We start from the raw sequence: 6,937 nt of genomic DNA, 5'->3' as shown, positions 1-6,937 counted from the left end.
TTGCTTGGAGTAAACAAGTCAAGAGAACTTTCATATATATTATATACACCCTTGAATTTCGCACCTATATTGATAGGCCACGAGAGTGGACGCACCGAAATCTTCAGTTCGGCTTCCAGTTCGTCAAGAATGTCAAACGGGTCACGCCCCTCACGGTCAAGTTTATTGACAAATATAATGACCGGAGTATTGCGCATACGGCACACCTCCATCAGCTTACGGGTCTGCTGCTCCACACCCTTGGCGACATCGACAACGATAATAACCGAATCTACAGCTGTGAGCGTACGATAAGTGTCTTCGGCAAAATCCTGGTGTCCCGGAGTATCAAGAATATTGATTTTATAATCGCCGTAGTTGAATCCCATGACCGATGTGGCCACAGATATACCACGCTGCTTCTCTATCTCCATCCAGTCGGAAGTGGCCGTTTTCTTTATCTTATTGCTTTTTACAGCTCCGGCCACATGTATGGCGCCACCGAAAAGAAGCAATTTCTCGGTAAGTGTGGTCTTTCCGGCATCAGGGTGCGAAATTATGGCAAACGTACGTCTGCGGCTTATTTCATCATTTAACATTGCCATTACTGCTGACTTTTTAAACGGTTGATACACTTAGCCAGAGAATCTACCCAATATGGAGTCTCGACATTGTATGTAGCACGTATTTTTGAAGTATTCAACACACTATAGAACGGGCGAGTGGCCGCGGTCGGATAATCCTCGGTAGGTATCGGCACGACTGTACACCCGGATATGCCGGCAAGGCGGAATATCGACTGAGTGAAATCATACCACGACGCCACACCCGAATTGGTGAAATGATATATGCCGGGCACCCACTGATGCGATTTAAGCACCTTGCCTATAGCCTCGGCAAGGTCGCCGGCATATGTCGGCGACCCAATCTGGTCGCTGACGACTCTTATCTCATTGCGCTCCGAACCAAGACGAAGCATAGTCTTTACAAAATTATGGCAATGAGGCGAATACAGCCATGCCGTACGTATAATAACGCTATCCGGCGCAAGGGCAATCAATGCTGTCTCGCCCTGTCGCTTAGTAGTACCGTATTGAGACACAGGATTCACCTTATCAGCCTCATTGTATGGCCGATAAGTACGTCCGTCGAACACATAATCGGTAGATATATGTATAACTTTCGCACCTGTCTCGAAAGCAGCATTGGCTATATTGCGGACAGCCTCTACATTAACCCTATAACAAAGAGCCTTATCCTCCTCAGCCTTATCTACAGCCGTATAACCGGCACAGTTGACAATGTGGCTTATATCGTTGGACTCGACAAAGCGCTTGACCGCAAGCTCGTCGGTCAAATCGAGCTCCTCGATATCAGTATAGACAGCCTGACCCGGGAAGTCACGTTCAAGCACCTCCCGCAATTCGCGTCCCAGCTGGCCATTGGCCCCGGTAACTAATATTTTCATGTTACGTTATTTTATTTTTCGGGTACAAAGGTAGCAAAATACTGCGACTTTATCCACATTCCTACCTCCATTCGTTGACAGAATCGGACACACCGGCATCTTATCGGGCAGCCGTATTTATGTTATTTAACACAAAATTTTATCGAAAAAGTATTCCGCACCATCATTAATACCACATAAATTGCTATCTTTGCAGTCGAATAGAGACTCATGTTGTCGTTTTTCTCAGCAGTCTATACAAACCTCGGACTTAGAAAAAGGCAACTTAGACCGTGACGACCACGCTGTGAAGCCTAATCTATCGGTCGATGTACCACAGTCATGACTCATTTGACTGTGACTCATCGCTATAAGACAAACTATCTTTAGAATCACAAAATCATGCCTTTTGGCTTAAGTCCGATTTCACCCTGTCGAAGGGCGGAACGGACATTTTTTTTGCCATCTCGCGAATATACCCTATATTTGCCATTACAAATCTGTCATCCCTCCCGACACAAAAATCATAATACAATGAATATAGGCGATATGATACCTTCCGACCTTGGCATGAATGCCGAAGGCCACATGGTAAAGGAAAGCGACTTCAAAGGTAAGCCTCTGGTAATTTACTTTTATCCCAAAGACAACACTCCGGGATGCACTGCAGAAGCATGCTCTCTGCGCGACGGATATGCCGACCTGCGCAATGCCGGATATGAAATCATCGGCATCAGCAAGGACTCGCCGGCAAGCCATATCAAGTTTGCCGACAAGCATGCACTGCCTTTCACTCTGCTGAGCGACACATCAACCGAAGTAAACCAGGCATTCGGCGTATGGCAAAAGAAGAAAATGGCGGGACGGGAATACATGGGCACCGTACGCACTACATTCATCACCGACGCAGACCATCGTATTACACATAAATAAATAAGGTCGACACCAAGAACTCAGCCCGACAGATACTCGATATAATTAATCCGTCATAACGCAAGGCAGGCGAAATATCTCGGTTTTCCGACATCCATATTTCGCCAATTATCCTTACATTTGCATGACCGTTTGGCAAACAGCAAATGTAGCGTCACCAGTGAGACAAACTTCATATATCCATAACCAAATACCATCCATACATTATGGGACTTTTTGAAAAGCTTACAAAAAAAGCAAAAGAGGAGCGCCAGAGAATAGTGCTTCCTGAAGGTACCGAGCCGCGTACACTTACCGCAGCCGACCGTATAATCACCGAAGGCATTGCCGATGTAATATTAATCGGCGACCCCAAGGAGATTGCAGCCGCAGCAGCAGAGCTGTCGCTCACAAATATCTGCAAGGCCAGGATTGTGAATCCGGCCGACGAAAAAGTCATTGACAAGTATGCCCCCATATACTTCGAACTCCGCAAAAAGAAAGGCATCACCATGGAAGAGGCTCGCGCAACAACCGCCAATCCTCTGTACCTCGGATGTCTTATGATTAAGAACGGTGATGCTGACGGACAGGTAGCAGGCGCACTCAACACTACCGGCAATGTGCTTCGTGCCGCATTCCAGGTAGTAAAGACCAAGCCCGGCATCAACTCGGTAAGCGGAGCATTCGTGATGTTACTGCCTGAGAACTCTCCTTTCGGTGAAGATGGAATACTTGTATTCGCCGACTGCGCGGTAATCCCCGACCCCGACGCCAACCAGCTCGCAGAAATCGCACTATCCGCAGCCGATACAGCCCGCGATATCGCCGGCATCACTCCCCGTATTGCCCTGCTCAGCTTCTCTACAAAAGGCTCGGCAAAGCATGAACGAGTAGAAAAAGTAATCGAAGCGACAAAGATGCTTCAGGAATCGCATCCCGAGCTTCTTGTTGACGGCGAACTTCAGGCCGATGCCGCCCTTGTCCCCGGTGTAGCAAAACAAAAGGCTCCCGGAAGCCCGATTGAAGGACGTGCCGACGTGCTCATATTCCCCTCGCTTGAAACCGGAAATATCGCATACAAGCTCGTGCAGCGTCTTGCCGGAGTGCAGGCTGTAGGACCTATCCTTCAAGGACTCGCAGCTCCTGTCAATGACCTCTCAAGAGGTTGCTTCCCCGAAGATATCTATAAGACAATCATCATAACATGCAACCAGGCCATTGGAGCCAAGCATGCATAATCACTCAGATTATTTCAAAATGAACATTTTAGTGCTCAATTGCGGCAGCAGCTCCGTAAAATACAAGCTGATCGATACAGCCGACAAACATGTGCTCGCCGAAGGTGGAGTGGAAAAAATCGGAATGTCCGACTCATTCCTGAAGTTTAAGCTCGCTGACGGAAGCAAGAAAGTCATTGACGAGCCTATTCCCGACCATCGCAAGGCGGTAAACGACATACTCAATCTCCTCACCAGCAAGGAATACGGATGCATCACCAGTCTCAAAGACATCGATGCAGTAGGCCATCGTGTGGTACATGGCGGAGAGAAATTCAACAAGAGTGTACTCATTGACGAAGAGGTAATCGAGAAAATCAAAGAGTGCTACGATGTGGCTCCTCTCCATAATCCGGTAAATATGGCCGGCATCGACGCCGTAACCGAACTCATACCCGGCATTCCTCAGGTAGCCGTATTCGACACCGCATTCCATCAGACAATGCCCAAAGAGGCTTATATGTATGCACTCCCCTACCGTCTCTACGAAGAATACGGCGTGCGTCGCTATGGTTTCCACGGCACAAGCCACCGCTATGTATCACGTCGTGCATGTGATTTCCTCGGCCTGCCCTACGAAAAGCAGCGCATCATCACATGCCACATCGGCAACGGCGGCTCCATCACAGCTATCCTCGACGGAAAGAGCATTGACACATCAATGGGCCTCACCCCTACCGAAGGTCTGATGATGGGAACCCGTGTGGGCGATATCGACCCGGGTGCCATTGCTTTCATCATGGAGAAAGACCGCATTAATACCAAGGGTATCTCCAATCTCATCAACAAGCGCAGCGGTGTGCTCGGAGTATCCGGCATATCTTCCGACATGCGCGACATCGATGCGGCAATAGCTGAAGGCAACGAACGCGCCAAACTCGCTCTTGACATGTATATCTACCGCATTATCAAATACATCGGAGCATATACAGCAGCGCTCGACGGTGTGGATCTTATCGTATTCACCGGAGGCGTCGGCGAAAACCAGCAGCCCCTGCGCCAACGCGTATGTGACCATCTGACCTATCTCGGAATCAAGATTGACAAGGAGGTAAACGCCGCCTCACGCGGAGAGGAAAAGCTCATCTCTACTCCTGATTCAAAGGTAAAGGTTGTAGTCATTCCTACCGATGAAGAAATGATGATTGCCAAGGATACCGAAGAAATCGTAAACAAGAAATAACACCCGACTAACGAACAGCGCGCCATATTTAACCATATGGCACGCTGTGCATTTTTATTTTATAAAGAATAGTTATACGTATGAAAAAAATCAGAGCAGCCATCGTTGGTTATGGCAACATCGGACGTTATGTACTTGAAGCTCTCCAGGAAGCACCTGACTTTGAAATAGCCGGCATCGTACGCCGCAATCCTGAAGCCCCACAGCCCTCCGAACTTAAAGACTATCCTGTAGTGGCTGATGCCATGCAGCTCGACAATGTCGATGTAGCCATTCTCTGCACACCCACACGCGAGGTAGAGACACATGCACGCATACTCCTCGCCGAAGGTATAAACACAGTAGACAGCTATGACATACATACCGGCATAGCCGATTTGCGTGCTACCCTCGACCCTATCGCCAAAGCTCACGGCTCGGTGGCAATAATATCGGCAGGATGGGATCCGGGCAGCGACTCAATCGTCAGAGCTCTCATGCAGGCGGCAGCGCCCAAGGGCATCACCTACACCAACTTCGGCCCCGGAATGAGCATGGGCCATACAGTAGCGGTAAAATCGAAAGAAGGCGTAAAAAACGCCCTGTCGATGACTATTCCGTTAGGCACAGGCATACATCGCCGTATGGTGTATGTCGAACTCGACGGCACAAAGTCGCTCGAAGAAGTGGCCGCATCGGTAAAGGCCGACCCATATTTCTCATCCGACGAAACACATGTGATGGCAGTACCCTCTATCGATGAAGTCCGCGATATGGGACATGGCGTAAACATGGTGAGAAAAGGCGTATCCGGCACAACACAGAACCAGCGGTTTGAGTTTAACATGTCAATCAACAATCCGGCTCTTACAGCACAGATACTCGTAGGCGTAGCTCGCGCCACCATGATTGAGCGCCCGGGAGCATACACCATGATTGAGATTCCGGTAATCGACATGCTATATGGCGACCGTGAAGAACTGATACGCCATCTGGTGTAATCTTCCATACTAATTAAAACTAATATTTCAATTTAATCCTAACCAACTTTCAATCAACAACCGGCATGCTCGATTATATCACATGGGCCGCCAACCCCGACATAATATCCAGTCCGATAACCGTAAGATGGTACGGACTTATGTTTGCAATCGGCTTTATAATAGGCTACGAGATTGTAGCCCGTATATTCAAACATGAAGGAGCTCCCGAGCGATGGCTCGGCATACTGCTGATTTATGTAGTCATCGCCACAATCGTCGGAGCAAGACTGGGCCATGTGTTTTTCTATGAATGGGACGTATATAGCCAGAATCCTATACGGATATTATACATATGGGAAGGTGGACTCGCAAGTCATGGCGGCACAATCGCCATAATCATTGCCATCATCCTCTACTCTATATTTGTAACCAAGCGAAGTCCGCTATGGACCTTCGACAGGCTGGTAATAGCCATAGCCCTGGTAGGTGGTCTTATACGACTCGGCAACCTGTTCAATTCTGAAATCTTCGGCACCGCCACCACTCTCCCGTGGGGATTCATGTTTGTTCGATCACGCGAATGGCATATGCTCTACGAAGGCCAGGCCGTGCATCCGACCCAGATTTATGAGGCGTTATGTTATTTCGCCCTTTTCGGACTGCTCATGTGGATGTATTGGAAAAAGAATGCAGAAGAGCGTCCCGGACTTATATTCGGAGTGTTCATGATTGGAATATTCGTGCCTCGCTTCCTGATTGAATTTATTAAAAATGATCAGGTGGCGCGCGAGGCTACCATGACACTCAATCTCGGACAACAGCTGAGCATACCGTTTATATTGCTTGGTATAGGATTGATAATATATGCGATGATGCGCCCTAAAGTGCAGCTTACATTTCCAAATCGATTTGCCGACGAAAAAGAATCAAGCAAACGCAAATAAAGCCTATACGTCTGTAACCACAAGCACGTAATGCCTGTCGCCGGGCGCGAGGATTTCAATCCACGCGCCCGTGCTGTTTATCCGGTGGGCCTTTGCCGAATTGATTCTGACCTCTTTGTCATTGACAAGCAGACAAGCACCGGAAAGCGGACCGGCTACCGAAGTGGCCTCATAGGAAAACTCCACAGAATATCCGGTCGAAAGCTCTATCATGCTGTAGACATCATATC

At 48.4% G+C, this 6,937-nt stretch carries 7 protein-coding genes and 1 pseudogene; 5 read left to right on the top strand and 3 right to left on the bottom strand.

Going from position 1 to position 6,937, the window contains the following annotated elements; genetic code table 11:
• A partial coding sequence (locus tag K2I50_RS10340) for a GTP-binding protein (protein WP_301026273.1) occupies nt 1-584 on the bottom strand: 584 nt, incomplete at its 3' end.
• Nucleotides 584-1,447 carry a dTDP-4-dehydrorhamnose reductase gene (rfbD, locus tag K2I50_RS10335; RefSeq protein WP_301026272.1) on the bottom strand — a complete coding sequence of 288 codons (864 nt, stop codon included), beginning with the start codon at nt 1,445-1,447 and terminating at the stop codon, nt 584-586. The genes rfbD and K2I50_RS10340, both read right to left, overlap by 1 nt.
• Nucleotides 1,448-1,960: 513 nt before the next feature.
• Here rfbD and bcp point away from each other — a divergent pair.
• The 5 genes and pseudogenes from bcp (at nt 1,961) to lgt (ending at nt 6,707) form a co-directional block, all read left to right on the top strand.
• Nucleotides 1,961-2,418 (top strand): annotated as a pseudogene (gene bcp / locus K2I50_RS10330) (thioredoxin-dependent thiol peroxidase).
• 147 nt (nt 2,419-2,565) lie between these two features.
• Nucleotides 2,566-3,579: a phosphate acetyltransferase gene (gene pta, locus K2I50_RS10325; RefSeq protein WP_301026270.1), complete on the top strand. Its 1,014-nt coding sequence runs from the start codon at nt 2,566-2,568 to the stop codon at nt 3,577-3,579.
• A gap of 19 nt (nt 3,580-3,598) precedes the next feature.
• A complete protein-coding gene (locus tag K2I50_RS10320; RefSeq protein WP_301026269.1) occupies nt 3,599-4,801 on the top strand; it encodes an acetate/propionate family kinase in 1,203 nt (400 codons plus the stop codon).
• A gap of 80 nt (nt 4,802-4,881) precedes the next feature.
• Nucleotides 4,882-5,781, top strand: a complete 900-nt coding sequence (locus tag K2I50_RS10315; RefSeq protein ID WP_301026268.1) for a diaminopimelate dehydrogenase — start codon at nt 4,882-4,884, stop codon at nt 5,779-5,781.
• Nucleotides 5,782-5,846: 65 nt separating this feature from the next.
• Nucleotides 5,847-6,707 (top strand): prolipoprotein diacylglyceryl transferase, encoded by an 861-nt coding sequence (gene lgt / locus K2I50_RS10310; RefSeq protein WP_301026267.1) that lies wholly within the window; start codon nt 5,847-5,849, stop codon nt 6,705-6,707.
• 3 nt (nt 6,708-6,710) lie between these two features.
• On the opposite strand, the gene K2I50_RS10305 is transcribed toward lgt, so the two are convergent.
• A partial coding sequence (locus K2I50_RS10305) for a hypothetical protein (protein ID WP_301026266.1) occupies nt 6,711-6,937 on the bottom strand: 227 nt, incomplete at its 5' end.

It is taken from the genome of Muribaculum sp. (assembly GCF_029051885.1).
Taxonomy (GTDB): domain Bacteria; phylum Bacteroidota; class Bacteroidia; order Bacteroidales; family Muribaculaceae; genus Muribaculum.
Note: the sequence above shows the minus strand (reverse complement) of the source record. Positions and strands in the feature narration are given on the sequence as shown.

Coding starts and splice junctions, on each gene's coding strand:
- rfbD (WP_301026272.1), bottom strand. CDS start 1,447: ATGAAAATATTAGTTACCGGGGCCAATGGCCAGCTGGGACGCGAATTG.
- pta (WP_301026270.1), top strand. CDS start 2,566: ATGGGACTTTTTGAAAAGCTTACAAAAAAAGCAAAAGAGGAGCGCCAG.
- K2I50_RS10320 (WP_301026269.1), top strand. CDS start 3,599: ATGAACATTTTAGTGCTCAATTGCGGCAGCAGCTCCGTAAAATACAAG.
- K2I50_RS10315 (WP_301026268.1), top strand. CDS start 4,882: ATGAAAAAAATCAGAGCAGCCATCGTTGGTTATGGCAACATCGGACGT.
- lgt (WP_301026267.1), top strand. CDS start 5,847: ATGCTCGATTATATCACATGGGCCGCCAACCCCGACATAATATCCAGT.